The organism is Caballeronia sp. SL2Y3 (assembly GCF_022879575.1).
Taxonomy (GTDB): Bacteria; Pseudomonadota; Gammaproteobacteria; order Burkholderiales; family Burkholderiaceae; genus Caballeronia.
Genome location: NZ_CP084261.1, coordinates 426,835 through 451,346 on the forward strand (window position 1 = coordinate 426,835; position 24,512 = coordinate 451,346).

27 protein-coding genes are annotated in these 24,512 nt (G+C 63.9%); 10 read left to right on the forward strand and 17 right to left on the reverse strand.

What is annotated here, in order from left to right; all coding sequences use genetic code 11:
• Positions 1-284 precede the first annotated feature (284 nt).
• Positions 285-698 carry a 4'-phosphopantetheinyl transferase superfamily protein gene (locus LDZ26_RS15275; protein WP_244849997.1) on the forward strand — a complete coding sequence of 138 codons (414 nt, stop codon included), beginning with the start codon at positions 285-287 and terminating at the stop codon, positions 696-698.
• A 3-nt stretch (positions 699-701) separates the two neighbouring features.
• On the opposite strand, the gene LDZ26_RS15280 is transcribed toward LDZ26_RS15275, so the two are convergent.
• Positions 702-1,208, reverse strand: a complete 507-nt coding sequence (locus LDZ26_RS15280; protein WP_244849998.1) for a M48 family metallopeptidase — start codon at positions 1,206-1,208, stop codon at positions 702-704.
• A 229-nt stretch (positions 1,209-1,437) separates the two neighbouring features.
• Between LDZ26_RS15280 and LDZ26_RS15285 the strand changes: the two genes are divergently transcribed.
• Complete coding sequence (locus LDZ26_RS15285) at positions 1,438-1,944, forward strand: metal-dependent hydrolase (protein ID WP_244849999.1); 507 nt, start codon at positions 1,438-1,440, stop codon at positions 1,942-1,944.
• A gap of 48 nt (positions 1,945-1,992) precedes the next feature.
• On the forward strand, positions 1,993-2,487 hold the full coding sequence (locus LDZ26_RS15290) for an LEA type 2 family protein (RefSeq protein WP_244850000.1): 495 nt from the start codon (positions 1,993-1,995) through the stop codon (positions 2,485-2,487).
• A 69-nt stretch (positions 2,488-2,556) separates the two neighbouring features.
• Here the strand turns inward: LDZ26_RS15290 and LDZ26_RS15295 are convergent, their stop codons facing one another.
• The gene (locus tag LDZ26_RS15295; RefSeq protein WP_244850001.1) at positions 2,557-2,943 is read right to left on the reverse strand and encodes a hypothetical protein; all 387 of its coding nucleotides are present in this window, start codon (positions 2,941-2,943) and stop codon (positions 2,557-2,559) included.
• Positions 2,944-3,299: 356 nt separating this feature from the next.
• On the opposite strand from LDZ26_RS15295, the gene LDZ26_RS15300 reads away from it, so the two are divergent.
• The gene (locus tag LDZ26_RS15300) at positions 3,300-4,685 is read left to right on the forward strand and encodes an FAD-binding oxidoreductase (RefSeq protein WP_244850002.1); all 1,386 of its coding nucleotides are present in this window, start codon (positions 3,300-3,302) and stop codon (positions 4,683-4,685) included.
• 43 nt (positions 4,686-4,728) lie between these two features.
• Here the strand turns inward: LDZ26_RS15300 and LDZ26_RS15305 are convergent, their stop codons facing one another.
• The 3 genes from LDZ26_RS15305 to LDZ26_RS15315 all read right to left on the reverse strand — a co-directional run bounded on the left by LDZ26_RS15305 (position 4,729) and on the right by LDZ26_RS15315 (position 8,493).
• Entirely contained in the window at positions 4,729-5,115 is a 387-nt protein-coding gene (locus LDZ26_RS15305; RefSeq protein ID WP_370650725.1) for a host attachment protein, read from the reverse strand.
• 350 nt (positions 5,116-5,465) lie between these two features.
• Positions 5,466-6,152 carry a Fe2+-dependent dioxygenase gene (locus LDZ26_RS15310; RefSeq protein ID WP_175941273.1) on the reverse strand — a complete coding sequence of 229 codons (687 nt, stop codon included), beginning with the start codon at positions 6,150-6,152 and terminating at the stop codon, positions 5,466-5,468.
• Positions 6,153-6,228: 76 nt separating this feature from the next.
• Positions 6,229-8,493 (reverse strand): TonB-dependent siderophore receptor, encoded by a 2,265-nt coding sequence (locus LDZ26_RS15315; protein WP_244850004.1) that lies wholly within the window; start codon positions 8,491-8,493, stop codon positions 6,229-6,231.
• A 394-nt stretch (positions 8,494-8,887) separates the two neighbouring features.
• Here LDZ26_RS15315 and LDZ26_RS15320 point away from each other — a divergent pair, with 394 nt between their 5' ends.
• Both LDZ26_RS15320 and LDZ26_RS15325 read left to right on the forward strand, forming a co-directional pair.
• Positions 8,888-10,090, forward strand: coding sequence for an ammonium transporter (locus LDZ26_RS15320; protein WP_244850005.1), 1,203 nt, complete (start codon positions 8,888-8,890; stop codon positions 10,088-10,090).
• A gap of 326 nt (positions 10,091-10,416) precedes the next feature.
• Complete coding sequence (locus LDZ26_RS15325) at positions 10,417-12,603, forward strand: hybrid sensor histidine kinase/response regulator (protein WP_244850006.1); 2,187 nt, start codon at positions 10,417-10,419, stop codon at positions 12,601-12,603.
• Between the two features lie 7 nt (positions 12,604-12,610).
• Here the strand turns inward: LDZ26_RS15325 and LDZ26_RS15330 are convergent, their stop codons facing one another.
• The 5 genes from LDZ26_RS15330 to LDZ26_RS15350 all read right to left on the reverse strand — a co-directional run bounded on the left by LDZ26_RS15330 (position 12,611) and on the right by LDZ26_RS15350 (position 15,729).
• On the reverse strand, positions 12,611-13,123 hold the full coding sequence (locus tag LDZ26_RS15330) for a hypothetical protein (protein WP_244850007.1): 513 nt from the start codon (positions 13,121-13,123) through the stop codon (positions 12,611-12,613).
• 1 nt (position 13,124) lies between these two features.
• Entirely contained in the window at positions 13,125-14,402 is a 1,278-nt protein-coding gene (locus LDZ26_RS15335) for a sorbosone dehydrogenase family protein (RefSeq protein WP_244850238.1), read from the reverse strand.
• A gap of 51 nt (positions 14,403-14,453) precedes the next feature.
• On the reverse strand, positions 14,454-14,621 hold the full coding sequence (locus tag LDZ26_RS15340; protein ID WP_244850008.1) for a hypothetical protein: 168 nt from the start codon (positions 14,619-14,621) through the stop codon (positions 14,454-14,456).
• Between the two features lie 78 nt (positions 14,622-14,699).
• The gene (locus LDZ26_RS15345; protein WP_244850009.1) at positions 14,700-15,098 is read right to left on the reverse strand and encodes a DUF3175 domain-containing protein; all 399 of its coding nucleotides are present in this window, start codon (positions 15,096-15,098) and stop codon (positions 14,700-14,702) included.
• Positions 15,099-15,111: 13 nt separating this feature from the next.
• On the reverse strand, positions 15,112-15,729 hold the full coding sequence (locus LDZ26_RS15350) for a UdgX family uracil-DNA binding protein (protein ID WP_244850010.1): 618 nt from the start codon (positions 15,727-15,729) through the stop codon (positions 15,112-15,114).
• Between the two features lie 189 nt (positions 15,730-15,918).
• Here LDZ26_RS15350 and LDZ26_RS15355 point away from each other — a divergent pair, with 189 nt between their 5' ends.
• The gene (locus tag LDZ26_RS15355) at positions 15,919-16,239 is read left to right on the forward strand and encodes a hypothetical protein (protein ID WP_175941294.1); all 321 of its coding nucleotides are present in this window, start codon (positions 15,919-15,921) and stop codon (positions 16,237-16,239) included.
• A 72-nt stretch (positions 16,240-16,311) separates the two neighbouring features.
• Here the strand turns inward: LDZ26_RS15355 and pqqA are convergent, their stop codons facing one another.
• Both pqqA and LDZ26_RS15365 read right to left on the reverse strand, forming a co-directional pair.
• Positions 16,312-16,386 carry a pyrroloquinoline quinone precursor peptide PqqA gene (gene pqqA / locus LDZ26_RS25595; RefSeq protein WP_008353049.1) on the reverse strand — a complete coding sequence of 25 codons (75 nt, stop codon included), beginning with the start codon at positions 16,384-16,386 and terminating at the stop codon, positions 16,312-16,314.
• 389 nt (positions 16,387-16,775) lie between these two features.
• Positions 16,776-17,009: a DUF2795 domain-containing protein gene (locus tag LDZ26_RS15365; RefSeq protein ID WP_244850012.1), complete on the reverse strand. Its 234-nt coding sequence runs from the start codon at positions 17,007-17,009 to the stop codon at positions 16,776-16,778.
• Positions 17,010-17,133: 124 nt separating this feature from the next.
• Here LDZ26_RS15365 and LDZ26_RS15370 point away from each other — a divergent pair, with 124 nt between their 5' ends.
• Positions 17,134-17,370, forward strand: a complete 237-nt coding sequence (locus LDZ26_RS15370; RefSeq protein WP_244850013.1) for a hypothetical protein — start codon at positions 17,134-17,136, stop codon at positions 17,368-17,370.
• Between the two features lie 13 nt (positions 17,371-17,383).
• Here LDZ26_RS15370 and LDZ26_RS15375 read toward each other — a convergent pair whose 3' ends face one another.
• Together LDZ26_RS15375 and LDZ26_RS15380 are read right to left on the reverse strand one after the other, a co-directional pair.
• Entirely contained in the window at positions 17,384-20,260 is a 2,877-nt protein-coding gene (locus LDZ26_RS15375) for an EAL domain-containing protein (protein WP_244850014.1), read from the reverse strand.
• A 136-nt stretch (positions 20,261-20,396) separates the two neighbouring features.
• Positions 20,397-21,392: a GlxA family transcriptional regulator gene (locus tag LDZ26_RS15380; protein ID WP_244850015.1), complete on the reverse strand. Its 996-nt coding sequence runs from the start codon at positions 21,390-21,392 to the stop codon at positions 20,397-20,399.
• A 91-nt stretch (positions 21,393-21,483) separates the two neighbouring features.
• Between LDZ26_RS15380 and LDZ26_RS15385 the strand changes: the two genes are divergently transcribed.
• Positions 21,484-22,173 carry a DJ-1/PfpI family protein gene (locus LDZ26_RS15385; RefSeq protein WP_244850016.1) on the forward strand — a complete coding sequence of 230 codons (690 nt, stop codon included), beginning with the start codon at positions 21,484-21,486 and terminating at the stop codon, positions 22,171-22,173.
• A 3-nt stretch (positions 22,174-22,176) separates the two neighbouring features.
• On the opposite strand, the gene LDZ26_RS15390 is transcribed toward LDZ26_RS15385, so the two are convergent.
• Positions 22,177-22,596 (reverse strand): N-acetyltransferase, encoded by a 420-nt coding sequence (locus LDZ26_RS15390; RefSeq protein ID WP_244850017.1) that lies wholly within the window; start codon positions 22,594-22,596, stop codon positions 22,177-22,179.
• Positions 22,597-22,606: 10 nt separating this feature from the next.
• Positions 22,607-23,344: an ABC transporter substrate-binding protein gene (locus LDZ26_RS15395; protein WP_244850018.1), complete on the reverse strand. Its 738-nt coding sequence runs from the start codon at positions 23,342-23,344 to the stop codon at positions 22,607-22,609.
• A gap of 74 nt (positions 23,345-23,418) precedes the next feature.
• Between LDZ26_RS15395 and LDZ26_RS15400 the strand changes: the two genes are divergently transcribed.
• The gene (locus tag LDZ26_RS15400; RefSeq protein WP_244850019.1) at positions 23,419-23,916 is read left to right on the forward strand and encodes a cupin domain-containing protein; all 498 of its coding nucleotides are present in this window, start codon (positions 23,419-23,421) and stop codon (positions 23,914-23,916) included.
• Here the strand turns inward: LDZ26_RS15400 and mobB are convergent.
• Positions 23,913-24,437 (reverse strand): molybdopterin-guanine dinucleotide biosynthesis protein B, encoded by a 525-nt coding sequence (gene mobB / locus LDZ26_RS15405; protein ID WP_244850020.1) that lies wholly within the window; start codon positions 24,435-24,437, stop codon positions 23,913-23,915. The genes LDZ26_RS15400 and mobB overlap by 4 nt on opposite strands.
• Positions 24,438-24,512 lie beyond the last annotated feature (75 nt).

Genomic DNA, 24,512 nt, shown 5'->3' on the forward strand with positions numbered 1-24,512 from the left:
CATACCCGTTAAGGCAAATGACAACACCATGCACAGCGTTGCCGACCGAAGCCCCCGCCGACGTTCGCGTGTGGCTCGTCGACATCGATCTGAGCGTGCCGTTGCCGGAAGCCGCCGAAGGTATATTGCATGCCGACGAGTTGCAACGCGCACACCGCTTCATGCGACATGAAGATGCCGCCCGCTTCGCCACGATGCGCGCCGTTTTGCGCCGGCTGCTCGCCGTCGAGCTAGGTGGCTCTCCCGCGAAACTTGCGCTTGTGTCAGACCCAAACGGCCGTCCAATGCTCGCCATCCCCGACGCGCCGGATTTCAACGTCGCGCATTCGGGCGCGCATGGATTGATCGCGATGTCATTCGAGCGGCGCGTGGGTGTCGATATCGAAAAGGCGCGGCATTCCTTCGACTGGCGCGAACTGCAATCGACCGTTTTGCATGCTGCGGACCAGCGCGTCGTCCAAGCCCTGCCGCAAGCCGATCAGCGCGACGCTTTTCTCGCCTGCTGGACGGCTAAAGAGGCGGTGCTGAAGGCCCATGGCGTGGGCATCGGCAGCCAGGCGCTGGCGATGCACCGCTTTTCGGTCTTGCCGCGCGATGGCGCGCGCTATGCGCTGTCCGATGAAGCAGCCGCGTATCGCGCAGTGTCGCTCGCCGCGCCTCGCGGCTATGTGGCCGCGCTGGCGTGGTCGGCCGAGTGAATGTCAGACCGTGTGATTGCGCATTAGATCGCGATGCGTGAGATACAGACGCAAATCGAACTCGATCTGATGGTAGCCCGGCTGCATCAACTCGCACAGGCGATAGAACGCCTTGTTGTGGTCGCTCTCCTTCAGATGCGCGAGTTCGTGCACGACGATCATCCGCAAAAATTCGGGGGCCGTGTCCCTGAACAACGACGCGATGCGGATCTCCTTCTTCGCCTTGAGCTTGCCGCCTTGCACGCGCGAGATGGCGGTATGCAGGCCGAGCGCATGGCGCAGCACGTCGAGCTTGCTGTCATAGCAGACCTTGTCGATGGCCGGCGCGACACGCAGGAATTCGTTCTTCAGATCGGCGCAGTACTGATACAGCGCGCGGTCCGACTGGATGGCATGCTTCGAAGGATAGCGTGCGTCGAGATACGGCCCGAGCTGCTGTTGGGCGATGAGTCGGCGCACCTTTTCCTGAAGCGTGCTCGGGTAGGCGCTCAGGTATTTCAGGTGTTGCATGACGGCTGACGAGATAGAGGGCCTTGGCGGGATACGTCGACGCGCGCGGGTAGTCGCGCAACGGTGCCATCAATCATTTTAGTCATAGACGCGCGAGCTCGCCGCCGCGGCGCGCCAATGGTGCCCCAGCGCACGCAATTGCGTAAGTTTGTGTATCGCCTCGCACACTGAAGCATGCGCCGTGCGAATATGCGCGCTTTCTTAAGCAAGCGGTTCAAGGCAGGTTCACATGGCATCGAGCAAGGCCCATCATGCGACGGGATGGGCAGCGGGCATCATCGCGGCGGCGCTGGTCACGAAGGCGGCAGGCGTCGACTATCTCGCCTGCGCGCTGGCCGTGTTGGGCGGCGTGATCGGGGCGACCGCGCCGGACTGGCTCGAAGTCGCGTGGTGGACCCGCAAGCGCAAGCTGTGGATCACGCATCGCACGCTCACGCATTGGGGCGTGGGCTGGGCCGCGCTTCTGGCGTTGTCATGGCATCTGCTCGGGAAACACCCCGCCGTGCCGTTCGCATTCGGCTTCGCGTGCGGCGGCATCATGCATTTGCTCGCGGACTGGCCGAACCCTCTGGGCGTCCCCTGGATCGGTGGACGCCATTCGTTGAGACTGTGGACGAGCGGGCATTGCGACCTGATCGTCGTCGGCGCGGCGTGGATTGCGGCACTTTATGTCGCCGACGGTGTCTGGTTTCATCATGCGTATGGCCGCATGCTGCTCGACGTGTTGCGCGTCTGATCGCCATAGAATCCTGCCAGTTCTCACTACGCTACCGGACCTCGACCCATGCATATGAATCAAGCGCGAAACCGCTTCTTCCTCGTCCTCTTCGTGTTGGCCACGCTCATGCTCGGCGGATGCGCGGGCTTCATGAACCGCGATGCGTTGCGCGTCAGCGTTGCAGGCATCGAGCCGCTCGAAGGGCAGGGGCTTGAAATGCGCTTCGCCGTCAAGCTGCGCGTGCAGAATCCGAACGATACGCCGATCGACTTCGACGGCGTGGCGCTCGATCTCGATGTGAACGGCCGGGCTTTCGCGAGCGGCGTGAGTCCGCAGCGTGGATCCGTGCCGCGTTTCGGTGAACTGGTGGTGTCCGTGCCGGTGACGGTGTCGGCATGGTCGGTCGCGCGGCAAGCGTTGGGCTTTGCGAGCGGCGACGAGGTGACCAAGGTGTCGTACGTGGCGCGCGGCCGTCTCGCAGGCGGGCCGTTTGGCGGCGCGCGCTTCTCCGACCAGGGCACGATCGACTTCCCGACCGGAAGCGGCGCTTTCGGCTATTGAGCTGTCGCTACGCATGAACGAGCGCCCGCAGGCGCTCGTTCGAATCAACGGCTCGTTGATTCACGCGGCTTAGTGCGTGACGTGCAGGCCGTTCGCCTCGCCGTTGTGGAATTCGACGTGCGGGTTGCCCGGCGCTGCGTCGTGACGGGCGATTTCTTCCTGGCGCTTGTGTTCTTCACGCGCCAGATGCGCTTCGCGTTCGTTGCGGGCATCGCGCTCGCGTGCCTCATCGACGCGCTCGCGATGCTCCTTGCGCTCAAGTCGCAGATGGCGCTCGGCTTCGTGTGACTTGGCGAATGCACCCGCCGACAGGCAGGCGATGAGAGCAGCAGCAAACAGCTTTTTCATGTCGAACTTCCTTGCTTTGAACATGCAGACCGGATGATCTGCCATGCCCAACCAACGTTCGCGTTGGTCACGCGTTGACGCTTGTTGCTTTGCTGTAAGGACATTCAACAATCTTTCGCAGATCGGCGATAAGTCGATGCGGCGTATGTAAGCAACGCATCCTTAACGGGGCATGAAGTAAGGGATGCGAATCAATGAACGGAGTGCTGCATATCACACCGCGCGTTTCCGGAAACTTTGGCCGATGCATGCTAGATATCGTGCGCGAAATTGCGGGTCCTCGTCTTTACATTTCGTAATCGCAAGACTTTAATCAACGAGCGGACGAACGCGTCCGTCATCGCAATCCGCTTCCTCTCCGATGCGTGGCGTCGGTGGCGCGCGAAGCGGAATTCTTGCGCTTTCACGTTCCAGATGGCAGGTCGGGCACGTCGCGGCGCGCTTCTCATGCAGCGAGGTCATCCATGATCAACTTCCCGGTCGACGCAATCGATACGCTCAAGTCCGCCGTGCGCGGCAAGGTCATTTCGCCCACGGACTCCGACTACGACGAAGCACGCAAGGTATGGAACGCTACGATCGACAGGCGCCCGGCGCTCATCGTGCGTTGCGCAGGAACGGCCGACGTGCTCGCGGCGCTCGGTTTCGCGCGCGAACACGGCGCGCTGCTTTCCATACGCGGCGGCGCGCACAATATCGCGGGCAGCGCCGTGAGCGACGATGCACTCATGATCGACCTGTCCGCGATGAAGTCGGTGCGCATCGATCCGCAAGCGAAACGCGCCTATGTCGAGCCGGGCGCGCTGCTTTCCGACTTCGATCACGAAGCACAGGCCTTCGGTCTCGCGACGCCGCTTGGCATCAACTCGACGACGGGTGTGGCAGGGCTCACGCTAGGCGGCGGCTTCGGATGGATCAGCCGCAAATATGGCGTGACGGTGGACAATCTCGTCGCCGCTGACATCGTGACGGCGGACGGCAAGTGGCGCCGCGTCTGCGCTGAATCCGAGCCGGATCTTTTTTGGGCGCTGCGCGGCGGCGGAGGCAATTTCGGCATCGTGACGATGTTCGAATTCCGCCTGCATGAAGTGGGGCCGCAGATCTATGGCGGGCTCGTCGTGTATCCGCTCGAACAGGCGGATCAGGTGTTGCCGAAGTATCGCGCGTTCATCGCCGATGCGCCGGACGACCTGACGGTATGGGCGGTCATGCGCTTGGCGCCCCCACTACCGTTCCTGCCGGCCGACGTGCACGGCAAGCCCGTCATTGCGCTCGCGTGCTGCTATATCGGTGATGTCGGGCGTGGGCCCGAGGCGTTGCAGGCCGTGCGTGAATTCGGCACGCCGTATGGCGAGCACCTCGGCCCGATGCCTTTCACCGCGTGGCAGAAGGCGTTCGATCCGCTGCTGACACCCGGCGCGCGCAACTATTGGAAGTCTCATAACTTCGCCGCGCTCAACGACGAGACGTTGCGCATTCTCACGGATGCCGTGAAGGCGTTGCCGTCGCCGCATTGCGAGATCTTCATCGGCGCGATGGCCGGCCAGACGAACCGCGTTCCCTCGAATGCGACCGCTTACGCGAATCGCGATTCGGTGTTCACCATCAACATACACGGTCGCTGGACCGAAGCGGCGGACGACGACGCCTGCACGCAATGGGCGCGCGACATGTTCGCCGCGCTGACGCCGCATGCGCTGGGGAGCGTCTACGTGAACTTCCTGGCGGGCGACGAGGGCGATCGCGTGAAAGCGGCCTATGGACCGAATTACGAGCGGCTCGCAGAAGTGAAGCGCCGTTACGATCCGGAGAACGTGTTCCGCAGCAATCAGAACATCCAGCCTGCTTAGAGGTCGGCGCGGTCGGCGCGCGCCGCACGTCGTTCATCGACGCTCATCGACGTTCCACGTGGCGCTGCGCGCGCGGGGCGCCGTTGCCGCTGTCGTCATAAACGAGCATGCGTGTTTCGCTGCTCAAGCTCGCTTGCAACATGCCGAGGAATCTTGCGTCCACGGCAAGACGCAATCGATTGAAGCGATGCTGCTGCCTCGCCTGTTCGAGGAAAGTCGCAATGGCTCGAGCGAATGTCTCGCGGTCTTTTTCGCTTGCCCCGCTTCGCGTTGGACCGGCATTCCTGATGTCCTCGACTTGCTGAAGATCGACCTTGAGTCCGCGCGTTTCGAAGATGCGGGCGCGATGCTCGTCGGCGGCAAGAACCCACGTGATGGCGGTCATGATGCTTCCTCCTGTTCGCCCGGCTTCGAGCGACGCTCGCGCCATTGTGCGCCGATTCGCGGCGCTCAACAGCCCGGCGTGCTGTGGCGTTGCAGCATGGAAGCGGTCTTTACGAAGCGTTCACGCAAGGGGAACGCCCCGTGCGGACAATGCGGCGCTTGTCCGCTGCGCGCTGCTGCGCTGCGGTATGGGTCGCGCAAGAAATCGCGATACAGCGGACGCGCTCGCCTGTCGATGACCGTCGGACACGTTCATGTGGCCATCGGCACGATGCTTGAGCGATGCTTCGACAACGCGACACGCGCAATCCGAAAGCACAGTATCGGCAATGGTGCCCATACCCACCGGAAAGGGCGATAACGCTTCTGGCAGATCACACCGCTGCCCTCACATTCTCACGTTTCGCTCCACATGCGCAGCAGGTTGTGATAGCAGCCAACGAGCGAGCGCTTCGCTGCTTCGTCGCCGTTCGTCGCATTGAGACGCTGTATCGAGTTGTCGAGATCGAAAAGCAACGCGCGTTGCGCATCGTCGCGTACGAGGCTCTGCGCCCAGAAGAAGCTCGATACGCGCGCGCCGCGCGTGACAGGACGCACCTGATGCAGGCTCGTTGCCGGATACACGATGGCGTGACCCGCGGGCAGCTTCACTTCCTGCACGCCGTACGTGTCTTCGATGACGAGTTCCCCGCCGTCGTAGTCTTCAGGGCGCGAAAGGAAGAGCGTGATCGATACATCCGTACGCACGCGGGCTCCATGGCCCGGCACGATGCGAATGGCGCCATCGACGTGACTGCCGAAATGCATGCCGCCTTCATAGCGATTGAAAAGCGGCGGATACACGCGGTTCGGCAGCACCGCGCTGATGAAAAGCGGATGACGTTCGAGCGCCCCGACGATCACATCGCCCATTTCGCGGGCAATGGCGGAGCCTTCGGCAATCTGTTGGTTCCGCTTGACGGGCGCGCCTTGATAACCCGCGGTGGCGCGGCCGTCGACCCATGAGTCGGTGTCGGCTTCGAGGCGCGAGCGCATGGCGGCGGCGTCTTCGGCGCTCAGGACGCCGGGTATCGAAAGAATCATGGCATGGCTCGGTGATGTCGCTGCGCGCGCCGCGCTCAAACGGCGCGCGCTTCAGATGCTTCAAGTCAAAGGTGCATCAGCGGAAGCGGTAGTTCAACGTCGCGAGGAACGTGCGGCCAAGGCCCGGCACCGCGCGTCCGCCGTCGGACGGGATCAGGGCATCGTAGTACTTCTTGTCGGTCAGGTTCACCACGTTGAGTTGAATATCGTAGCGTTTCTGATGATACGCGGCCATTGCATCCCATCGCGTGTAGCCGCCGACCTGCACGAGGTTGTTGTTGGCCGCATAGCGCGACGACACATACGATGGACCGCCGCCGAATTCCCAGTTCGGCGTGACGTTATATGTGGACCAGAGCGTGAGCATGTGATGCGGCGTGTTGGCGAGCGTGTGGCCGGTGGTGCCGTCGAGCGCCTTCTGCACGGTGCCGTCCATGTAGGTATAGCCGCCGAACACCTGCCACTTGTTCGTGAGGTGGCCGGCAAGACCGAGCTGATAGCCGCGCACGCGCACATCGCCATCGAGCGTATATTCGCCGGTCGAGACCTGCGTGCGCGCGTTGGTTTTCTCGATGTTGAAAAGCGACTGCGTCACCGAAAGCCCGCCGTTCAACAGATCCCACTTCGAGCCGATCTCGTACGAGCGATTCTTCTCGGGCGGCGTGTTCTGCTGATTGTTGGTGAGCGTAAGCGCCTCTAGCGACGGATTGAACGACGTGCCATACGACACGTAATACGACTGCCATTCGCTCGGCTGCCACACGACGCCGGTGCGCACGCTCGTGAAATAGTTCGTCTGCGTGGCATAACGCGGTGCATTGATCGAGTTATGAATCGATGCTTCATAGCGGTCCCAGCGCACCCCGCCGATCCATTTCCAGTGTTCGCCGAACGAGATGGTGTCGTTAAGGTAGAGCCCGATGCCGTTCGCGCTGGATTCGGCGAGATTGGTAGCGACCTCGCGATAATTCGACGGACGCGTCGCATAGGTCGGATTGACGAGCGGCACGATCGCAAGCGTATTGGACGGCAGGCCGGGCGTCGTCGCGGTGAAGCTCTGGTTGCTGTAAGTCTCGTGGCTCAGATCGACGCCGACGAGCATGTCGTGCTTGAGGAAGCCCGTCGAGAACTTGCCTTCGAAATCGGTCGTGTTGTAGACCGAGTGATCGTTGATGTTGCGATCCTTGCCTTGCAGCCGCACGTAGAGCGAGGAGAGCGGCAGCGTCGTGTAGTTCCCGTTCGTCAGTGCAGGGGATGTGCCGAGCGGTCCAGTCAGCACGGCGGCTGCGTTCGTCGCGCGCGCTTCGGTGCTGTAGTGACTGAATTGCGTCTGATTGCGCAGCGTGAAGACATCGTTGAAGCGATGCTCCACGCGCGCGTTGAGCGTTTGCACGTCCTGAATCGTGCGGTCGTCGGTGAAGCCATAGAAGGTCTTCGTATCGACCGGTGCGGGATGCCCGTTCAATGGCGGAATGCCGTAGTCGGGCTGATCGCGGTTGTGCTGAATGAGCGCGGATAGCGTCACCTGCGTCGGCGTGCCGATGCCGAACTTCACTTCCGGCGCGACGCCATAGTCCTTGCTCTTCATCTGATCGCGGGTCGAGCCGAGGTCCTGACCGAACGCGTTGATGCGGAACGCGGAAGTCTCGGTCATCGGCTGATTGATGTCGACGGTCGTGCGGTAGCGGTCGTGCGTGCCCGCTTGCACGGACACATCGGCGCGCGGCTTCAACTCCGGCTGCTTGCTCACCTGATTGATGACACCGCCTGTCGAGCCACGCCCGAAGTACAGCGACGACGGCCCGTACAGCACATCGATGGATTCGAGGTTGAACGTATCGCGATAGTACTGGCCGCGGTCGCGAAAGCCGTCGAGATAAATATCGGTGCGCGCGGTAAAGCCGCGCAGATTGATGTTGTTGCCGATCTGGCCGCCTTCCGCTGCGCCGAGCGTGACGCCCGGCACGTTGCGCAGCGCATCGGAGAACGAGCTCACCGCCTGCGATTGCAGAACCGCTTTCGGCACGACGACGACTGCTTGCGGAATGTCGCGCAAGGCGGTGGGCACTTTCGCACCGACGCTCGATACTTCCGGCTGGAAGTCGCGCGACGTGTCGCTTTGCCCCGTCACCTTGACTGCGGGCAGGGCGGCGGTTTCGGGCGCGGCCGCAGCGGCATCTGCGTTCACGCTTGCGGCGCCGCTGGTCGTGTCCGCCGAGCCGCTCTGAACGGAGGAGGCGGCTCGTGTGTTCTCTGCTGCCGTTTGCGCGTAGAGCGGCGTGGCCATCGGCACGGTTGCCACAGTGACCAAAGCCGCGGCGAGCGGCGTTTTCCTCAGCATATCGTTCCCCGATATTTTGTTAGTAAGTTCGGATCGACGATGGACGTCTGTCCGTTCGTCATATGTCATCTGCATCCGACGCACGCGGGTGCTAAATGAGAATCAGTATCATTACATAAAATGACAAGTGTTTGTAAGTACCCGTTTCGATTCCGAGGCGTTGGCATCGCGGCGGCTTTCGCATATTGGATGCACCATTCAATGCACAGAATGCACTTGCATAGAGCATCACGGCACAAGAAGCACCAACATGGGTGCGGCTGCTTTACGCGAGATTGAATCAGCTGCACCGTCCGAAGGCGTCTGCACCGCTTTCGCGCAGGCAGTGCACAGTGAACGCGCGGTTGGCCCGGATATTGCACTTGTCGCCGCTTTTTTCGGGACGTCAGTCGACATGCAGGCACTTCAATCCGGTACCGACACCCTGTTTCTACTGCTGGGCGCCGCCATGGTGCTGGCCATGCACGCGGGCTTCGCGTTTCTCGAATTGGGGACGGTCAGGCGCGAGAATCAGGTGAACGCGCTGGTCAAGATCCTCGTGGACTTCGCGGTATCCACCCTCGCGTACTTCTTCATCGGCTACAACATTGCATACGGCGTGCAGTTCATGCATGGGGCCGACGTCCTCGCGCAGCACAACGGCTACGCGCTCGTGCGCTTCTTCTTCCTCTTGACGTTCGCGGCAGCCGTGCCGGCGATCGTGTCGGGAGGCATCGCCGAGCGTTCGAAGTTCAACCCGCAACTCTTCGCGACCTGCGTGATCGTCGGGTTCATTTATCCGCTGCTCGAAGGAATCGCTTGGAACGACCGGTTCGGCGTCCAGGCGTGGCTCACGCACGCATTCGGTGCGCCGTTTCACGACTTCGCCGGTTCGGTCGTCGTGCACGCGTTCGGCGGGTGGGTCGCGTTGCCGGCGGTGTTGCTGCTCGGGCCGCGCCACGGCCGTTATCACAAGGATGGACGCATCGCCGCGCATCCGCCGTCGAGCATTCCCTTCCTCGCGCTCGGTGCGTGGGTGCTCGCGGTCGGCTGGTTCGGCTTCAACGTGATGAGCGCGCAGACGGTCGACAAGATCAGCGGTCTGGTTGCGGTGAATTCACTGATGGCGATGGTCGGCGGCACGCTCGCCGCGTGGGTCGCGGGTCGCAACGATCCGGGCTTTGCCTACAACGGACCGCTGGCCGGACTGGTAGCGGTCTGCGCGGGGTCCGACGTGATGCATCCGCTCGGCGCATTGATTGTCGGGGCTGTGGCGGGCGTCCTGTTCGTGCAGATGTTCACCTGTGTGCAGAACCGCTGGCGGATCGACGACGTGCTCGGCGTCTGGCCGCTGCATGGCCTCTGCGGAGCGTGGGGCGGCATCGCGGCAGGCTTGTTCGGGCAGAAAACGTTGGGCGGGATCGGCGGCGTGTCGATGTGGTCGCAATGCATCGGCACCATCGGCGCGGTCTTGCTCGCGCTCGCGGGCGGCGCTGCCGTCTACGGCGTCATCAAGATGACGGTGGGCCTGCGCCTCGACCGCGAGGACGAGTTCAACGGCGCGGATCTGGCGATCCATCGCATCTCGTCGACGCCTGATCGCGAAATGGCCGGTTGAACTGGCACTTCGCCCCCCGGCCTTTAGCGCCGGATTGCATGCAAGATGCGCCCGACTGGCATTTTGCATGCCGCCGCCGGCCGAGTCCGGCGACTGTCGCCAGCCGGCGTCGCCGTAAAAGCCCGGGCATGCGCTTCGCTGAAAGCGACCGCTCCGACCCGACCGGCGGGCAAGCGCCAAGCAACCGGCAAGCGACGCGTGCTTTGCCTGATTGGCGCAGAAATGTTCGATTGACGAGAATCGCGGCCCGGTCACGGTCGGCTTGCTATGCCGATGCGTGCTCGCCGGTTACGATATACCGGCCGATCCTCAACAAGGCCGAGAGTTTGAATCCTACAGAGACCGGGTCCTTCGATTTACCGCTTCCGTCGCGCAACTTCGCGTTGACGCGACGCGTGCTGTTGCTCGTCCTGGCTGCATCCGTCGCCGTTCCGCTCGCGTGTCTCGGCATTTACGGCTATTACGACTATCAGCGGCGCATTGCCGAGGCCGGAGACCTGACCGAGCGGCTCGCACGCGTGGCGAACGAACACGCGCTCAAAGTGCTCGACCTGAATCAGCAACTGGAGACGCGCGTCGTCGACATGCTGGGCGACAGTGGCGACGCGGACATCAAAATGCGCGAGGAAGCCTTGCATCGCGCGCTCGACGACATGAGCGGCACGCTTGCACAGGTCGCAGCGATTTCAGTCTTCGGCGCAAACGGCGCGCTGCTTGCCAATAGCCGCTACTATCCCGCGCCGGAAGTGTCCATTGCCGAGCGCGACGACTTCCTTTCAGCGCGCGCCTTCGCGCCCGTCACGTATTTCTCGCTGCCGTTGCGCGGCAAGGTGGCGCGCTCGGACGTCTTCACGACGACCATGGGGCGCATCAGCCATAACGGGCAGTTTCTCGGCGTCGTGTCGATTGCGTTGAAGCGCGACTACTTCATCGACTTCTATCGCGAGATCGCGGCGGGCGATGCAGCGCTCGTGATCGGTCTATATCGGCGCGACGGCGGCATTCTCGTGCGCTATCCGCCGAGCCCCGCCTCGTCGCAAGCCGCGAACAATACGCCGTTCACCGACGCGTTCCGCAACAACGAGCTGTTCGGACGCATGCGCATGACATCGACCATCGATCAGGTCGAGCGCGTGCTTGCCTACCGGCGCGTCAGCGATTTTCCGCTCTATGTCGCGACTGGTTATGCGACGTCGGTCGTGCGGGCGCGCTGGCGCGAGAACTTCGCGCTCGTGGCAGCGATAGCGGTGCTGCCATGCATGGCCGTATGGCTTCTCATCGCCTTCTCCATCCGCCGGCTCGATGCGGAACGCGTCGCGTGGGAACGCTGGCAGGCCGAAGTCGCGACGAGGCTGTCCGTCGAAGCATCGACCCGTCATTTGCGGCGCATGAGCGCGCTCGGCAATCTCGTTGCGAACGTCGCGCATGACTTCAATAACCTGCTTATGGTCGTGTCGGCGAACATGGCCTTGGCGCGGCGCAAGCATTTCAACAATGTCGAGAGCGAAGTGCTCGCGGTGGAACGCGCGACGGCCGGCGCGGAGTCGCTTGCGCGGCGGCTGATGAGCGTCGCGCGCAAGCATCCGCTGAAGCAGGAAGTGATCGACCCCGCCGCGTGGATCAGAAGCATGCTCGAAATCGCGAAGCGTGCGGTGCATCCGTCGGTCTCGTTGACGGTCGAGTTCTCAGCGGACGTATGGCCCATCATGGCCGATGCAGTCGAGCTCGAACTGGCGCTCGTCAACATCGTCGCGAACGCGAGCGAGGCGATGCCGCATGGCGGGCGGGTCGTCATCCGCTGTCAGAACGCGCGGCTGCGTGGCGCGGAAACCGATCTGCCCGATGGCGAATACGTGCTCATTTCCGTGACGGACAACGGCGAGGGAATGAGCGAAGCCGTGCTGCGCCGCGCGTTCGAACCGCTCTTCACGACCAAAGTGCGCGGCGCGGGCACGGGGCTCGGCCTCTCGCAAGTGCTGGCCGCCTGCGAACAGGCGGGCGGCACCGCGCGCATCACCAGCGTGCCGGGCGCGGGCACCACCGTGCGCCTCTATCTGCCGCGGTATCACGGGCCGGTAGCGGCGGCTGCGCCCGTCGAGACGGAGAAGCCGCCCGCCAAACCGTCGCCAGTCGCGGACGACGACCACCCGTTCCGGGGCATGTCGGTGCTGCTCGTCGAAGACAACACCGACGTCGCGGCGGGCGTGATGGCCGTGCTCGAAGTCTTCGGCTGCACCGTGCATCACGAGGAAAGCGCGGATGCGGCGTTCGCGCTCATGGGCGAGGGCTACAGCTTCGATCTCGTGCTGTCCGACGTGCAGATGCCCGGCAAGATGAACGGCATCGACCTCGCGGAGCAGATCGTGAAGCGGCTGCCTTCGCAAAAGCTCGTGTTGATGACGGGCTATGCGGACGAGATCGAACGCGCGAAGCATCTCGGCGTGCCGATCCTCGCGAAGCCGTTCGACATGGACGACTTGCGCGACCTGATTACGGACGGCGTGCCGCATTGAGTGGACGTTACTTATGCTTCGGCATGGGGCGTGCGCCGACGAGAGGATTGAACGACCGGCGCTTCTCCGTCGGCGCTTCGTCGTCGGCCGCGGGCTTCGCGCCGCGCGCATTCGTGCGCTTGCCGCCGAGTTGATCGAGCAGGCCTTCGTCGTCGGTGGCTTCTTCGTCTGCTTGCGAGTCGTCTTGCGAGTCGTCTTGCGCGGCTGCGGCGGTCGCTTGCCCGGCCCCTGCGAGATGCTCCATGACCGAGACGAAGTCCTTCTGCGCGGACTTCAGCGCGCGACCCGGCATCATGATGAGCACGACCGCTTCCTGCACGGTGCGATCATCGACGGTATCCAGCGTGCCTGTTTCGTTCCAGTCGATGCCGCTGCCGGCATACGCTGCGATCACATGTTGCAACACCGCAGGCGAGAGCACGCCTGCATCGTATAAACCGACGATCTGCCGTTCAGCAAGCGCGAAGAGACTCGTCTTCGGCGCAGTGCTTGCCTTCGATGCGGGTTTGCGGGCGGCCATGTTATTTCGATGCGGGCGCGACCCGCCATACCGTATTGCCGACATCGTCGGCGACCAGCAAGCCGCCTGCGTGGTCCACGGCGACGCCGACGGGACGCCCCAGCGCGTGCCCGTCCGTTGAAAGGAATCCGGTCAGGATATCTTCGGGCGGACCCGAAGGCTTGCCATCCTCAAACGGCACGAAGATCACCTTATAGCCGCTTCTCGGCTTGCGATTCCACGACCCATGCTGACCGATGAACGCGCCGTTCCAGTAATGCTGCGGGAACGCTTTTGCGTCGTAGAAAGCGAGACCGAGTGAGGCCGTATGCGCGCCGAGCGCGTAGTCGGGCACGGTAGCCGACTCGACGAGATCCGCGCGTTGCGGCTTGACGCGATCATCGACATGCTGGCCGTAATAGCTATAAGGCCAGCCATAGAACGCACCGTCCTTCACCGCAGTCATGTAGTCGGGGACGAGCTCGTTGCCGAGTTCGTCGCGCTCATTCACCGCTGTCCACAGCGCGCCGGTTTGCGGCTGCCACGACATTCCGTTCGGATTGCGAAGCCCGGTTGCATAGAGACGGGTCTGTCTACTTGCGATATCCACTTCCATGATGGCCGCGCGCCCGTTTTCCGCCTCGATGCCGTTCTCCGCGGCATTGCTGTTCGAGCCGACCGTCACGTAGAGCCGCTTGCCATCCGGACTCGCGATGATGTTCTTGGTCCAGTGATGGTTGATCGACCCTGCGGGCAGATCGATGAACTTCTCGCCCGTCGATTCGATGGCCGTTTCGCCGGTCCGATACTTGAAGCGCAGCACGGCATCGGTATCGGCAACATAAAGATCATCTCCGACCAGCGCCATGCCGAAGGGCGAATGCAAATGGTCGATGAATACGGTCCGCGTCTCCGCGACGCCGTCGCCGTCGGCATCGCGCAACAACACGATGCGATCGGGACTCGGCATGCCTGCGCCCGCGCGCTTCATCACCTTCTTCATGACGACGCCCTTGATGCCCGAGTTCTCGTCGTGCTGGGCGGGGGCGTTGCTCTCTGCAACGAGCACGTCGCCGTTGGGCAGCGCGATGATCCAGCGCGGATGATCGAGCCCGGACGCGAAGGCGGTTACATCGAAGCCCGCCGGCGATAGGGGCTTCTGGCCTTGCGCCCACTGCTTGGCGGGCGCGATGTTCACCGTCGGCAACAACGCACGGCGCGGCGCGGGAAGCGCGGGATCAGGCCCGAAGTCGGTCGGGTAGTCATCCGCCAGCGCGATGCTGCACGAGACGGTCAGCATCGCGGCGAGCGCGACGCAGCGGTACTTGCGCGCGTCAGGAAACGCCATGCATCAGCCTCCGCCGATGCCTTGCACGATCTTTCCGGTGCCGTCGCACGTGGGACAATCCGCGCCGTCTTGCTTGCCTGTGCCGTTGCAGTCGGGACAGATGTCCTCGCCGGTGCCGGGTGCGCCCGGTTCGGCTTCATCGCCTGGACTGAGAGGAGGTTCTTGCGCCATGACTGTCTCCTTGGTTGATGTGCCTTGGCGAGAAGCAAAGACTATTCCGCAGCAGCGTGCCCAGCCGTGCGTTCGCCCTCAGGGCTTGCGTCCAAATGCTTCACGCAAGTGCCTCTTTGCTTGCTCCAACGTATTGCGCCGCGTCTTCGGCAGATTACGCCCCGCGCGATTGATATAGAAATTGAGCATCGACATGGCCGACTGAAACGGCGTGCCCTTGCGCCGCGTGCTTTCAGTCGACGAGCGTTTGAGCGACTGCGCGATCTCTTCGGCGTTGCCGTTCTTGAAGATATCGCGCTGAATATCCATCGCGTCGCTCGTTTCCATTACATGGTGCGACCAGCGGTGCGTCGAATTGCTTCCGGATTTCTTGTGATCGCTCGCGAGCGTATGGCGCTGCCGCGTGTTGCTGCGCTTGCCTGAACTCGTCTTGCCCCCGCTAGTTCCGGTCTTCTTGGTCTTGCTTGCCGTCGGCATGACGGTTCCTCCATCAACGTTTATGTTTCATCAGCCGATGCGCTTCCCGCAGCGCATCGACGATAGCCTGATAAGCGGCATGGCGCGTCTCGGGATCGGGCGCGCGCAATACATACGACGGGTGATACGTGGCAACGATCAGGCGCCCCTCGTGCTCGATAGGGTGCCCCATCGACGCTTGCAGTTTGGCCTTCGAATCGCGCATCACCGACTTGAGCGCGGTCGCGCCCAGCGCGACGATCACCTTCGGGTCGATGCTGGCCGTCTCGCGGTCCATCCAGTAGTGGCACGCGTCGATCTCGCGCTGCGCTGGCGTCTTGTGCATGCGGCGCTTGCCGCGCGGTTCCCATTTGAAGTGCTTGACGGCATTCGTCACATAGACTTCCTTGCGCGCGACGCCGGCTTCTTCGAGCGCGCGGTCCAGCATGGCGCCCGCCGGCCCGACGAAGGGCTTGCCTTGCAAATCTTCCTGATCGCCCGGTTGTTCGCCGACGATCATCAGCGGCGCGTGGCGCGGACCGGCGCCCGGAACGGCTTGCGTTGCGTCTTTGTAGAGCGCGCAGCGATGACAGGCGTCGAGCGTATCCGGTGTCTGATCGGGCTCTACGCCGGGCTGTGGGGTCGTCGCCATCGGAACGTTACGCGGGGGCGCTAGGTGACAACGCCGTGGCGGCGCGCACGCGAGCAGGCTCGAACGGAATCATGGGCATGCGTTCTCCGAGACTTTTCGGAAGATGGAAGCAATTGCCGAACCTTCGTCCGCAATGCTGTGGGAATGCCCGTTGCTGATCCTCTGGCACCTGAGCAAAGGAGGCCAGCGATGAGCAACAACGATCGTATCGAAGGACCGGGCAGCACCGACAAGCCGCTCGGCGATGCAGGCAGCGGCGCCACCGGCGGCGGTTCGTTCGGCAATCTTCCGGGGCCGGGCGCGGCGACGGGCGGCGATCCGCATCAGGGCGTGCGTCAGCCGAACGCGGGGGAAGTCGAACCGGAGAATCGTCGTCTGGACCAGCAGCCGCATCAGACAGCGGAAGTGCCGCTCGGCTCGGGCAATCGTCCGGAGCCGGCGGGACGAGGTGGACAGGTCAGCGACGTCGCGGCATCGCCGGGACAGGACGTGCCGCCTCGCGGGAACTGATTCACGAAGTAAAAGCGCAAAAGCAAAGCGGCCGCTCATCGCGGCCGCTTTGCTTTCATGCGGAATTGCCGATCAACGCGTGGCAATGTACATCGTGATTTCAAAGCCAAAGCGCATATCGGTGAAGCTAGGGGTTTCCCACTTCATAGAGCCTCCTTGTGCATTGAGCGGCCGACGGATGCCGTGCCGCTGCGCGGTTGTTTTCCTGAGCGCGTGCAGGGCGGCGCTCAAATCGACGCTCTTTGATCCTAGCGCGACTTCACCGCCTCCATCATTGGAAATTGCCTCGGCATTCATTTAATTTATCTATAGCGTCATAGCGGCCGGGGTCGGCTTCCGGAATCGTCAGGGTTCGTACTGATCTTGTCAGGGTCCGTCGCTTCGTCGCGCTCCATCATTTCGCCAGGACGCGGGATAACCCTATCTACATCCTCCGGCCTGATATTGTTCAGCTCGTTGCCGCCGGGCGCGTGCGATTTGTCGTGTGTATCGGGTGCTTTTGGGGTTTCAGCCATTGGATTGCCTCGTACGATGATTCATTCGGCGCGCGCTGCTTCGCGCAGCACGGCGGAGTCACTGTCGTAATTGCGATCGGCGAGTTTTCTGAGCACGGCCAGCACTTCACCGTCCGCGCCGTTGCTTTTAGCCAGCGCCAGCAGCTTCTCTTTGTGCATCGGATATTCCGCGCCCTTGAGCGCACGCACGATCGCGTCCGGCCCCGGCTCATCCAGATGCCGCTGATTCTGCGACTGCGCGGGATGTTGTGACATAGCGCCTCCTTTCCAGTTTGATCTGCAACGTCGAAAGGGCAGCAACGCGCATACCCGTGCATGGTTCTTCCGGGCGCGCAAGATGCTACGCAACCCATAACAAAGTCAGAAGGAGGACACGCGCATGACTATTTCCGCGGAGCGACTCTCCGATACCGAGATCAAAGTCGAAGAGACCATCTATACGTTCGATGGCAAAGACAGGGCAGATGCGTTCCAGCAATGCCTGGGAAGCGAAACGCTCGACGCCTGCACTCGCAACCACGCGCCTGTCTCCACGCGCGCCGCGACGACGACGGGCGGCCCGGCAGAAGGCGAGCCGGGCAGCATTATTTCGCCGTCGCTCGGCGGCATGCCCTGATCGCCGTTCGCGGTCAGAGCAGTGAGTGCGTCGTCGAGCGGGGCGCAAGCGATTCGCGCGTCAAGGCTTCGAGCGGCAATGGCTTGTCGAAGAAATAGCCCTGCGCCTGCGCGGCGCCCATGTCGCGCAGGACCGCAAGCGTCGCCGCATCTTCGACGCCTTCGGCGACGAGCGTGAGGTCGAGTGATTCGGCCATGCGCACGATCGCCCGCACGATAGCGCGGCTGCGCGGGCTGCGCGTCAGTTCGAGGATGAAGGACTTGTCGATCTTCAGGCCGCTGAATTGATACTGGTGCACGTAACTGAGCGACGAAAACCCCGAGCCGAAATCGTCGAGCACGACGGACATGCCGTTATCCGCCAGCCGCTGCATGGTGCGCCGCGCGAGATCCGGTTCGGCGACGAGCGCGCCTTCGGTCAGTTCGAGGCACACGCGCGACGGCGACACGCGATAGCGCCGCAATAGCGCGAGCACGTCGTCGGCGAATTCGGGACGCGTCATGCTGTAGCTCGAACAATTCACGTGGACGGGCGGCCAGTGCATGAAACGCTCGTTCGAGAGAATGGCCGCGACGCGTTCGAGCATGTAGAGATCGAGTCGGCCGATGAGCCGCAGCCCTTCCACCGCAGGCAGGAATTCCCCCGGCCCCACGATGCGCCCATCCGACTGCCGCCAGCGAATCAGCGCTTCGAGCGCCACCACTTCACCGCTCTTCACATCGACGATCGGCTGGAAGTAGGGCAGCAATTCATCGTCGCGTTTCATTGCATTGCGCAACGCGCCTTCGCGCTCGACCTGATCGGACACTTGCCGGCGCAATTCTTGGTTGAACACGACGAAGCTGTCGCGTCCCGCGTTTTTCACGCGATACATCGCGGTATCGGCGTCGCGCAACAGATCGGCCGGCTCGGTATGAAACTGACTGTCCGCGCTGACGATGCCGATACTGCACGATGAAAACACCACGTGCTCTTCGATATGAAACGGCAGATCGAAGGCCGCGAGGATGCGCTTCGCGATAGCGACGGCATCCTGAATGACCGCGTTCGGCGAAAGAATGGCGAACTCGTCGCCGCCGAGACGCGCGAGCAAATCCGAGGCGCGCACGCAGGCGCCGAGGCGCGCGGCGGCCTGCACGAGCAGCATGTCGCCGAAATGATGACCGAGGCTGTCGTTCACCACCTTGAAGCGGTCCAGGTCGATGAACATCACCGAAAGATCGTGGCCGCGCGTCCGATAGTTATTCCATGCGCCTTGCAGCCGCTGCATCAGATAGCTTCGGTTAGGCAAGCCCGTGAGCGCGTCATGCGAATTCTCGTGAACGAGGCGCGCATTCACTTCGTCGAGTTCGCGCGTGCGCGCCTGCACGCGCGCTTCGAGTTCGAGATTGGCTGCGTGCAACGCTTCCGCGTCGCGACGGCGCGAGAGGGCCGTGTCGATATGGCGCGACACGAACGTCAGCAGTTCCTGATCGCGCAGCGAGTAACGGACGAGCGGCGAATAGCTTTGCACGGCCAGCACGCCGCGCACGTCATCGCCGTCGAAAAGGGGAATGCCGAGCCACGAACGCAGCCGCACCGAATCGCTGTCCGCCTCGAACGCGCCCTCGCTGATGAGCCGCACCGCTTCCTGATGGTCGATCAGCCGCGGGCGGCGCTCGCGGATCACGTATTCCGTCAACCCGCGCCGGCCGCGTCGCGGATCGGGGCGCTCGTGCACGATCTCGTCCACGTAATACGGGAACGACACCTCGTCGGTTTCCTTTTCGTACAGCGCGATATAGAAGTTGCGCGCATAGAGCAGCTCGCCGACGATGCCGTGCAGACTGCGAAAGAACTCCATCGTGTCGCCCGGCCGGCTCGACAGTTCCGCGATCTGATACAGCGCCGCCTGCAGATGCTCGGAGCGCTCGCGCTCCGCAATGCCGTGGCGCAGCGCGGCGTTCAATTGCGACAGTTCGGACGTGCGGCGCGCGACCTTTTCTTCGAGATCCGCGCGATGCAGGATGCGGTCGAGCGCCATCGCGACATGCCGCGCCACCACGAGAAAGAGCGCGCGGTCCTCCGCCGTGTAGATGCGCGACACGTCGTAGACCTGCATCGCGAGCATGCCGAACACTTCGTCGGATGCATTCTTCAGCGGCGCGCCCATCCAGAACTCGGGGCGGTCGCCGAGGCAGTAGAAGCGGCCCTCGCGCTCTGCCGCCGTGATGTCCGCCGTGGTCACGAAAAGCGGCTTGCCGCTCGTCAGCACGCGGCCTGTCATCGAGAGGTGATCGGGGTCGAGAATATCGAAGTTGTCGGCTTCGACGACGTCCTTGTCGATCACGTCCACGTAATACGGGTACGTGATCTTGCCGGTCTTGCGGTCGTACAGCGCGAGATAGAAATTTTCCGCGTCGATCAGCGTGCCGAGGCGCTCGTGCACGCAGCGCAGAAACCCGGCGCGGTCCGGCACCGAACTCGCCAGATAGGCGATTTCGTACAGCACGCGCTGCGTGAGCTGCGCGCGAGCGAGGGCGTCGGACTGCACGCGCTCGCCCAGACGCCGCGCAAGCTCGGCGAGATGCGCGTCGTCGCGTTGCGCGAGCGGCGCGAGCAGCCAGCCGAGCACGCCTTCGCCACGGCCTGTCGGCCAGCGGTGCCAGCCATGCGCGGCGCACAAGCCCTCCAGACGCTCCTCGGGGATGCTGCGCGGCCAGACGAGCGGGGCATCGCCGCGCTGCGCGAGATGCAATTGCTCACCCGCGCGATACCACGCCCACGCCTGCCCGCAGCCCGTCGCGGCGGCGTCGCGCAGCAAGGCCTCGATCGGGTCGGCATCGGACACGTCGGTTCCGGGCGCGCCGGGCGTCGAAACGGGCGCGTTGTACGCGGAAAACACAGTCATCGGCGCTCCAGGCCATTCGGTTTTCGTTGACCGCCGAGCCGGCGGTCCGCTCTTTTTCGAGCATTCGCTCTTACCGGGCTAACGGCAGCCAGAATACAGGCTTGAGCTTCAGGGAAAAAAATCGTGCGAGAGCGTTTCAGCCAGCGGACGCGCCGCTTCCTGCAAAACGTTCGCGGTAGGCCTGCGGCGACACGCCGAGCGAGCGCAGAAAGCCCCGCCGCATGGTTTCCTCGGTGCCGAAGCCGCAGCGTGCCGCCACGCGCTTGACGGGCAGCGCGGTATCGCCCAGAAGACGCCGCGCGGCTTCCAGCCGCATCCGTTCGATGGAGCGCGCAGGCGTCATGCCGGTTTGCGCGCGGTAATGGCGCACGAAGCTGCGCTCGCTCATGCCGACGCGCGCGGCGAGCGTCGCGACCGAGAGATCCGCCGCCAGATTCTCGGCGATCCACGCGTGCAGCTCGCCGAAGCGGTCGCCCGCTTTCTGCAACGAGAGCGCGGCGCTGAACTGCGCCTGCCCGCCGGGACGCTTCAGAAACACGACGAGATGACGCGCCACGTCGAGCGCGAGCGCGCGCCCGAGATCGTCCTCGACGAGCGCCAGCGCCAGATCGATGCCCGCCGTCACGCCGGCCGATGTCCAGACGGCGCCGTCGCGAATGAAGATGGGATCGGATTCCACGCGCACGGCCGGAAAGCGCGCGGCAAGCTCGTCGCAGCGGGTCCAGTGCGTGACGGCGCGGCGCTCGTTGAGAAGGCCCGCCGCCGCGAGCAGAAACGCGCCGGTGCATACGGACGCCGTGCGCCGCGCATGCCTCGCGCGTTCGCGCAGCCAGTCGACGAGCGCGGCGTCGCGCACCGCGCCATGCACGCCCCAGCCGCCCGCGACGATTAGCGTGTCGCACGGCGCGTCAGCCGCCGGCAGCGGGTGCCCGACGAGGCCGAGGCCCGCCGAAGCCGTCGCCGCCGCGCCGGGCATGACCACCCGCGCGCGATACGGCCGCGGCATGCCCGCCGCCACGGCCAGCTCGTTCGCCGACGCGAACACTTGGAGCGGCCCGGCGACATCGAGCAGTTGCACGTCGGGAAAGGCGAGAACGTCGACGTCGCGCGGCGTCGGATCGGAAGGGCTCATGATGGCGTAAAACGTGGGCTGGCTGTCGATTTCGCCATAGCGTAGCCGGGTAGCATGGGTTCGTCCACTCACATCGACCAAGGAGAAAGCGATGACCTTGCACATCGGCCTGTTGCTGTCTCCGGGCGTGCAGCAACTCGACATGACCGGCCCCTACGACGTCTTCGCGCACATGCCCGGCGCCGAGGTTCACCTGATCTGGAAGACGCGCGAGCCGGTGCGATCGACGGCGGGCATGGTGCTCACGCCGGACACGACATTCGACGACTGCCCCGCGCTCGACGTGCTGTGCGTGCCCGGCGGCGGGGGCGTCGGCGCGCTGATGGAGGACGACGAGACGCTCGCGTTCTTGCGCCGGCAAGCGTCGGGCGCGCGCTATGTGACGTCCGTCTGCACGGGGGCGCTCGTGCTCGGCGCGGCCGGGTTGCTGCGCGGCAAGCGCGCGACGACGCATTGGGCGTATCACGCGCTGCTCGCCGAACTCGGCGCGACTCCGGTGCGCGAGCGCGTCGTGCGCGACGGCAACGTGCTCACGGGCGGGGGCATTACGGCGGGCATCGATTTCGCGTTGACGCTCGCGGCGGAACTCATCGGCGAGCAGGGCGCGCAGGCAATCCAGCTCGCGATGGAATACGCGCCCGCACCGCCTTTCGATGCAGGCGATCCCGACCGCGCGAGCGCCGATGTTGTCGACATAGTGCGGCAGCACGAGGCTGCGTCGCTGGCGGCGCGGCGTGAAATCACGCAGCGCATCGCGCAACGGCTCAATGCGAACGCGTGAGCATTAGAAGCGCTTTTGCATGAAGTAGCGCGACCGTTCGCCGTGAAAGCCCGGCAGCTCGCCGAATGTCTGATAGCCGCAGCGCGCGTAGAGATCGCGCGCCTGCGGATTGAGCGTATCCAGCCACGCGGCGCCGCAGCCGCGCTTTTTCGCTTCCGCTTCCGCCGCTTCGAGGGCGCGCGTGGCGAGGCCGCGGCCGCGCGCGTCCTCGCGTATCCAAAGCCATTTGACGAAGAGCCAGTTCCACGCGGTGAAGCCCGCGAGTCCGCCGACGAACGCGTCGTCCACGTAGAGCGACACGGCGAGATCGCGATGACCGCTCGGTCCCAGCTGCGCCGCATTGAACGCGGCGAGCCCGCCCGCGACTTCGTCTTCGAACGATTCGTCGATCCAGTCGGTGACGGACACGCTTACGTCGCTCATGTCGCCCATGTCACACGCTCGCGGCCGGCGCCACGGATGCGCCCTTGATCCCGTGCCGCGCCAGTGCTTCGCCGACGAAACCGGAACGCTTCACGTCTTCGACGAATTCGCGCAGCATGTCGGCGGCTGCTTCGCCGCGCGATTTCGGCAGCCCCATCGCCTGCTGAATCACCATGAAGCGTTCGTTCAACAGACGCAAGCCGGGCGTGCGCGCGGCATCGGCTTCGAGTTGCTGCTTGACGCCCGCTGCGACCTCCAGCCCGTCGCGCAGAAAGGTCTCGACGACCGCTTGCGACGACGCCGCGCGAACGATCTGCGCATGCCTGATCTCGCGCGTGAGAAAGAGGTCATACGCGCTGCCCTTGCCGACCACGATGCGATTGTCTGGGCGGTCCACTTCGTCGTTGCGCGCGAGGGGCGAGTCGTTGCGCACGAGATAGAAGCCTTCGATCAACACGTAAGGCGCAGTGAAGGCGATGCCCGCGCCGCGCGAGGGATCGATCGCGAAGAAGCCGATATCGGCCGCTTCGTTCGTGACGGTCTCCACCGACTTCGCTGCGGTGTCGAAAGCCGCGAACGCGACGTCCACGCCGAGCTGCGACGCCAGTTCCCGCGCGAGATCGACCGATACGCCGCCGGGCTCGCCTTCGGCATCGCGGTGCGCAAGAATGGGATTGCCCAGATTGAGGGATGCGCGCAGCACGCCTGTCGGCGCGATGGCTTGCAGCAAGGTCGAAGAAAGAGTCATGGCTTCGTGCGCCTCATGTTGCATGAGCATGCAGAATACGCGAACCGTGACCACGCTTGCAAAAGGATACCGCCATGCCCGCACCGCTCGATGCCAAAGCCCTCATCACGCGCCTCGGCCTGCAGCCGCATCCCGAAGGCGGCTACTTTCGCGAGACGTATCGCGCAGAGCAGCGCGTGACCCGCGACGGCGCGAGCGGAACGCGTTCGGCATCGACGGCAATCTACTATCTGCTATGCGAAGGCGCGCATTCGGCGTGGCATCGCATTCGCTCCGACGAAGTCTGGCACTTTCATGCGGGCGATCCGCTCCTCGTGCATGTGCTCGATGCGCACGGCGCGCTCACCACGCACCGGCTCGGCGACATGACGCAGCATGCCGACACGGTGTTTCAGGCTGTCGTCGCAGCGGGCGACTGGTTCGCCGCCGAATGCAGCATCGCGTCGGGCGCGTCGCTCTTCGGGTGCACGGTCGCGCCGGGTTTCGAATTCAGCGAGTTCGAGCTTGCCCGTAGCGATGAACTCGCGGCGCGTTATCCGCAGCATCGCGAGTTGATCGAACGGCTCGCTTAGCGAGGCAGCGCAATGCCGAGCGTCGCGCAAACGAACGCGCCGATACGCTCGATGTCATCGAGGGCGAGCACCGGCAATGCCGATTCGATGGCGGCGGCGTCGTCCGTTGCGATGGCGAGCATCTCCACATCGGTCAGATAGAGCGGGTCCTTGCCCGTCGACGGCCGCACGACTTCAAGCCGTGGCATGGCTTCGCGCGCGAAACCTTCCACGATCACGAAGTCGGCGTGCGAAAGGCGCGCGGCAAGGGCCGCGAGCGGCGGCTCGGGTTCATCGCTGAGTTCGTGCAAGATGGCATAGCGATACGGCGACGCGATCAGCACTTCACTCGCGCCCGCGCGACGAAAGCGCGCACTGTCCTTGCCCGGCGGCTCCAGCTCGATGGAATGATGACTGTGCTTGATGACGTTGACCGTGAGCCCTTGCGCGCGAAACCACGGCAGCAGGGCTTCGATCAGTGTGGTCTTGCCTTGGCCGGAGCGCCCGGCGATGCCGAAAAGCGGCGGGTGCGACGAATTCATGCGAAGGTTGTGTCGTTGTAGTCATCGAACGGGTCCGGCAAGTGTAGCGGCTCCTTGGCGAGCCGGGCCGAATCG

What these genes read in the sequence shown, in the direction of transcription:
- LDZ26_RS15315 (WP_244850004.1), bottom strand. Translation starts at nt 8,493, where the DNA reads ATGCTGAGGAAAACGCCGCTCGCCGCGGCTTTGGTCACTGTGGCAACC.
- LDZ26_RS15340 (WP_244850008.1), bottom strand. Translation starts at nt 14,621, where the DNA reads ATGGCGCAAGAACCTCCTCTCAGTCCAGGCGATGAAGCCGAACCGGGC.
- LDZ26_RS15380 (WP_244850015.1), bottom strand. Translation starts at nt 21,392, where the DNA reads ATGAGCCCTTCCGATCCGACGCCGCGCGACGTCGACGTTCTCGCCTTT.
- LDZ26_RS15345 (WP_244850009.1), bottom strand. Translation starts at nt 15,098, where the DNA reads ATGCCGACGGCAAGCAAGACCAAGAAGACCGGAACTAGCGGGGGCAAG.
- LDZ26_RS15275 (WP_244849997.1), top strand. Translation starts at nt 285, where the DNA reads ATGCTCGCCATCCCCGACGCGCCGGATTTCAACGTCGCGCATTCGGGC.
- LDZ26_RS15310 (WP_175941273.1), bottom strand. Translation starts at nt 6,152, where the DNA reads ATGATTCTTTCGATACCCGGCGTCCTGAGCGCCGAAGACGCCGCCGCC.
- LDZ26_RS15400 (WP_244850019.1), top strand. Translation starts at nt 23,419, where the DNA reads ATGCCCGCACCGCTCGATGCCAAAGCCCTCATCACGCGCCTCGGCCTG.
- LDZ26_RS15370 (WP_244850013.1), top strand. Translation starts at nt 17,134, where the DNA reads ATGACTATTTCCGCGGAGCGACTCTCCGATACCGAGATCAAAGTCGAA.
- mobB (WP_244850020.1), bottom strand. Translation starts at nt 24,437, where the DNA reads ATGAATTCGTCGCACCCGCCGCTTTTCGGCATCGCCGGGCGCTCCGGC.
- LDZ26_RS15320 (WP_244850005.1), top strand. Translation starts at nt 8,888, where the DNA reads ATGCAGGCACTTCAATCCGGTACCGACACCCTGTTTCTACTGCTGGGC.
- LDZ26_RS15330 (WP_244850007.1), bottom strand. Translation starts at nt 13,123, where the DNA reads ATGGCCGCCCGCAAACCCGCATCGAAGGCAAGCACTGCGCCGAAGACG.
- LDZ26_RS15385 (WP_244850016.1), top strand. Translation starts at nt 21,484, where the DNA reads ATGACCTTGCACATCGGCCTGTTGCTGTCTCCGGGCGTGCAGCAACTC.
- LDZ26_RS15350 (WP_244850010.1), bottom strand. Translation starts at nt 15,729, where the DNA reads ATGGCGACGACCCCACAGCCCGGCGTAGAGCCCGATCAGACACCGGAT.
- LDZ26_RS15395 (WP_244850018.1), bottom strand. Translation starts at nt 23,344, where the DNA reads ATGACTCTTTCTTCGACCTTGCTGCAAGCCATCGCGCCGACAGGCGTG.
- LDZ26_RS15300 (WP_244850002.1), top strand. Translation starts at nt 3,300, where the DNA reads ATGATCAACTTCCCGGTCGACGCAATCGATACGCTCAAGTCCGCCGTG.
- LDZ26_RS15280 (WP_244849998.1), bottom strand. Translation starts at nt 1,208, where the DNA reads ATGCAACACCTGAAATACCTGAGCGCCTACCCGAGCACGCTTCAGGAA.
- LDZ26_RS15375 (WP_244850014.1), bottom strand. Translation starts at nt 20,260, where the DNA reads ATGACTGTGTTTTCCGCGTACAACGCGCCCGTTTCGACGCCCGGCGCG.
- LDZ26_RS15365 (WP_244850012.1), bottom strand. Translation starts at nt 17,009, where the DNA reads ATGTCACAACATCCCGCGCAGTCGCAGAATCAGCGGCATCTGGATGAG.
- LDZ26_RS15290 (WP_244850000.1), top strand. Translation starts at nt 1,993, where the DNA reads ATGCATATGAATCAAGCGCGAAACCGCTTCTTCCTCGTCCTCTTCGTG.
- LDZ26_RS15305 (WP_370650725.1), bottom strand. Translation starts at nt 5,115, where the DNA reads ATGGCGCGAGCGTCGCTCGAAGCCGGGCGAACAGGAGGAAGCATCATG.
- LDZ26_RS15285 (WP_244849999.1), top strand. Translation starts at nt 1,438, where the DNA reads ATGGCATCGAGCAAGGCCCATCATGCGACGGGATGGGCAGCGGGCATC.
- LDZ26_RS15355 (WP_175941294.1), top strand. Translation starts at nt 15,919, where the DNA reads ATGAGCAACAACGATCGTATCGAAGGACCGGGCAGCACCGACAAGCCG.
- LDZ26_RS15335 (WP_244850238.1), bottom strand. Translation starts at nt 14,402, where the DNA reads ATGCTGACCGTCTCGTGCAGCATCGCGCTGGCGGATGACTACCCGACC.
- LDZ26_RS15390 (WP_244850017.1), bottom strand. Translation starts at nt 22,596, where the DNA reads ATGAGCGACGTAAGCGTGTCCGTCACCGACTGGATCGACGAATCGTTC.